Origin of the sequence: Stenotrophomonas sp. GbtcB23 (genome assembly GCF_019091045.1) — a bacterium.
In the GTDB taxonomy this organism is placed as follows: Bacteria; Pseudomonadota; Gammaproteobacteria; order Xanthomonadales; family Xanthomonadaceae; genus Stenotrophomonas; species Stenotrophomonas rhizophila_A.
In genome coordinates, this window is sequence record NZ_JAGXKC010000739.1 from 1 (window position 1) to 232 (window position 232).

The 232-nt window shown below is 81.9% G+C and carries 1 protein-coding gene; it reads right to left on the bottom strand.

The genetic code is table 11. From position 1 onward, the window contains the following. A partial coding sequence (locus KVS69_RS20760; protein WP_217540238.1) for a hypothetical protein occupies window positions 1–232 on the bottom strand: 232 nt, incomplete at both ends.

Here is a 232-nt window from a genome sequence, read left to right on the forward strand (position 1 = left end):
CCCATGGGCCGGCAACGCCCGCCCCATGCGGCGCCGGCGGCAGCACCAGGATCGGCGGCAGGGTTACGCCGGTGAGGCGGGCGTTGGCGATGACGCCCTTGGCGGCCGGCGGCGCAGCGCCGCCCAGCCCCGTCCCCGGGCTGCCACCGGCAGCGGCGGGCTTGGCGCGGCGCGGGCGCCCTACCAGCATGGCCGCCAGGCCCCCGGCCGGGCCGGCGGACAACGGCAGCGG